Origin of the sequence: Pseudomonas sp. Sample_24, assembly GCF_004307605.1 — a bacterium.
Classification (GTDB): Bacteria; Pseudomonadota; Gammaproteobacteria; order Pseudomonadales; family Pseudomonadaceae; genus Aquipseudomonas.
In genome coordinates this window covers 1-3,281 of record NZ_RCNW01000137.1, presented here as the reverse complement: position 1 = coordinate 3,281, position 3,281 = coordinate 1, and the positions used below count along the sequence as shown (strand labels likewise).

2 protein-coding genes and 1 pseudogene are annotated in these 3,281 nt (G+C 60.3%); 1 reads left to right on the top strand and 2 read right to left on the bottom strand.

The annotated features are described in order from the left end of the window. Both D8V06_RS06575 and D8V06_RS06570 read right to left on the bottom strand, forming a co-directional pair. Positions 1-851, bottom strand: a pseudogene (locus D8V06_RS06575) (two-component sensor histidine kinase); the annotation flags it as partial. After that, positions 848-1,570 carry a response regulator gene (locus D8V06_RS06570; protein ID WP_130906349.1) on the bottom strand — a complete coding sequence of 241 codons (723 nt, stop codon included), beginning with the start codon at positions 1,568-1,570 and terminating at the stop codon, positions 848-850. The pseudogene D8V06_RS06575 and the gene D8V06_RS06570, both read right to left, overlap by 4 nt. Before the next feature lie 738 nt (positions 1,571-2,308). Between D8V06_RS06570 and D8V06_RS06565 the strand changes: the two genes are divergently transcribed. Next, a partial coding sequence (locus D8V06_RS06565; protein WP_241667786.1) for an ATP cone domain-containing protein occupies positions 2,309-3,281 on the top strand: 973 nt, incomplete at its 3' end.

The window sequence follows — 3,281 nt, the reverse complement described above, 5'->3', positions numbered from 1 at the left end:
CCGCGCGCCGGCACGCGGGTTTCCAGGCTGCCCTTGGCGATACGCGTGGCCGCCGCTTCCAACCCGCGCAAGCGCCGCTCCAGTTGCCGCACCAGCAGATAGACGATCAAACCGATCAGGGTCAGGCCCAACGCTGCAATCAGCACCAGCCACTCCGGCGGATAAGGATTCATCTGGTACAGCGGGCCGATTTCCAGCACCCACGGCGTACCGACCATGCCGGCAAACACCCGGATCGAATCGCCGCCCTTGCCCAGCGCCATGACCGTGTCGCCCTCGGACACGCGACGACTCTGGTCTTCGTCCATGTCAGCGTCTTCGACGGTGACCAGACGCAAGTCAAAACCAAACCCCTTGTCCTGCTTCAATTGCGCCAGCCGCACCGGTTGCTCGCCCACCGGATAACGCACCAGCTCATCGACCAACAGGTAAATCGTCGCCCTTGCCAGTTGCTCGCTGATCTGCTGCACCTCCCCGGTGAGAACCAGCTGTTCCTTTTCGCTGACCAGGCGATAAACCTTTGCCGCATGCGGCCCGGTCTGCTCCACCAGCGCCTGGCCATGCAGCACACGGGTACGTTGACGCAGGTCGAGGTCGGTTTCGTTGAAGGTTTTCAGCGCCAGCGGAATGCCCAGCAATCGCTCCCACACCAGCAACGCCCGGTGGCGCTCGGTCTGGTTCATCGGTTGCAGGTTGTCGGCCATCAGCGAAAACGTGCCATGGGCCAGACGCTCGCGGTACTGCTCGCTGCGCACCTGGTTGAGCATGTGCAACGCCAGCACGCCAAGCACCGCCACCAGAATCAGCGCGGCGCACATGCCGCCATAAATACGCAGGAAGATCGAGTTCACAGGGTTGGGTCTACGCAGGCCTCGGGAACGAACAGGTAACCTTTGCTACGCACAGTCTTGATCAGCCGTGGATGATCCGGGTCGTCGCCGATTTTCGGACGGATGCGCGAGATGCGCACGTCGATGGAACGGTCCTGGCCGTCATAGCCGATCCCGCGTAGCGCGGTGAAGATTTCTTCCCGGGACAGAATGCGCCCGGCGTTGGCCACCAACAGCCAGAGCAAGTCGAATTCGGCACTGGTCAATTCGATACCGTTGTCGTTCAACCAGGCTTCGCGCAAGGCGTTGTCCACCACCAGCGGACCAAACTGCAGGCGCCGTTGTTTTTCCGGTGCCGGTTCCGGGGCTTCACTGCGCCGCAGCAACGCCTGGATACGCGCCAGCAGCAAGCGCGGGCGCACCGGTTTGCAGACGTAATCGTCGGCGCCCAGGTCGAGGCCGAGGATCTGGTCGGTGTCATCGCTGCGTGCGGTGAGCATCAGGATCGGGCCGTCGTAGCGGTCGCGGACCTTGCGGCAGATACTCAGGCCATCTTCACCGGGGAGCATCAGGTCGAGGATCACCAGGTCCGGCTGTTCCTTGATGATGCGCGCTGCCGCCAGGGCGCCATTGCCCTCGATCGACACCCGCAGGCCATTGGCTTCCAGGTAATCGCGGGTCAGTTCGGCCAGACGCTGGTCGTCCTCCACAATCAGTACCTGCCAGGCTTCTTGCTCCACGGATGACCTCTGCTTGCCAATGACGCTAATAAGGAAGGATCCGCCCGTCTTTTTGTAATGATTCGGGGGGATAAATTGCATATACGCTGGCCGATTGTATAAACGTCACCTGCGCAGAACACAAGCCGGTAAATGCGTTCGGACATGGCGGTTTTTTGTGATAGGGTTCGCGCCCTTAAAAATCCGGCCGGCCGTTTTCGATCGTTGAAAAATGCTGAAAAAAGGTCCGGTCCAGCAGCATCGCGGCCTACACGCCGGTTCGCTCTTTCACACACAATTTACGCACAGGTTTATCCACAGGTAGTACGTTGCAATCGCCCCCCAAAACGCATTATCTTGTAGCCCAGCGCCAAAAAAACCCTAGATGTAGGGTTTAGCGCAAAAAACCAAACACAAACCGGACACCAATTTCAAGCGCTTTTCTTGCCACTGTCCGGTTGAACCAAACGTATTTTCGAAAGACCAAACCGCGCGTGCGGATGGCTACTGTATTTCGGCCCGATGGGGTGAAAACGGTACGGGTGTTGCAGTCCTGAACTGTCACCTCAAAGGACCCCGGTCTTGCGCCCAAGGCGTGAGACCAAAGACTTCGGCATGGAAGCGGCGCCCAATAGCCCCCTTCCTGATCTGTCCCGAAGTTGGTATGCCCGGCACTCGCCGGTTGTAGTGCTTCAGGACGGAACGGTGGGCACTGTGATGGTGCCCAAACAAACATAGAGAATGTGGAGACAACCCCCCATGCAAACCGACACAACTCGCGAGAACCCGCAGGGCACCTTGCCGCAGGCTACAGATTCGAATCAGGATCTGTCCGCCACCGCGCCTGGCCAACTGCGCGTGATCAAGCGTAACGGCACTGTCGTTCCTTATACCGATGACAAGATCACCGTCGCCATCACCAAAGCGTTTCTCGCAGTTGAAGGCGGCACCGCTGCCGCTTCGTCGCGAATCCACGACACCGTTGCGCGCCTGACCGAACAGGTCACCGCGACCTTCAAGCGTCGCATGCCATCGGGCGGCACCATCCACATCGAAGAAATCCAGGACCAGGTTGAACTGGCCCTGATGCGCGCCGGCGAGCAGAAAGTCGCGCGCGACTACGTGATCTACCGTGACGCGCGCTCCAAGGAACGCGCTGCGCACGCCCCGGTCGAAGAAGCCGTCAACGCTCACCCGTCGATCCGCATCACCCGCGCCGACGGTACTTTCGCACCGCTGGACATGGGCCGCCTGAACACCATCGTCACCGAAGCGTGCGAAGGCCTGGAAGAAGTCGACGGCGACCTGATCCAGCGCGAAACCCTGAAAAACCTTTACGACGGCGTAGCCCTGACCGACGTCAACACCGCACTGGTGATGACCGCCCGTACCCTGGTCGAGCGTGAGCCGAACTACTCCTTCGTGACCGCCCGCCTGCTGATGGACACCCTGCGTGCCGAAGGCCTGGGCTTCCTCGGTGTTGCCGACAGCGCCACCCACCACGAAATGGCCGACCTGTACGCCAAGGCCCTGCCGGCCTACATCGCCAAGGGTATCGAATTCGAATTGCTGAACCCGGTCCTGGCCTCCTTCGACCTGGAAAAACTCGGCAAGGCCATCAACCACGAGCGCGACCAGCAGTTCACCTACCTGGGCCTGCAAACCCTGTACGACCGTTACTTCATCCACAAGGATGGCGTGCGTTTCGAACTGCCGCAGATCTTCTTCATGC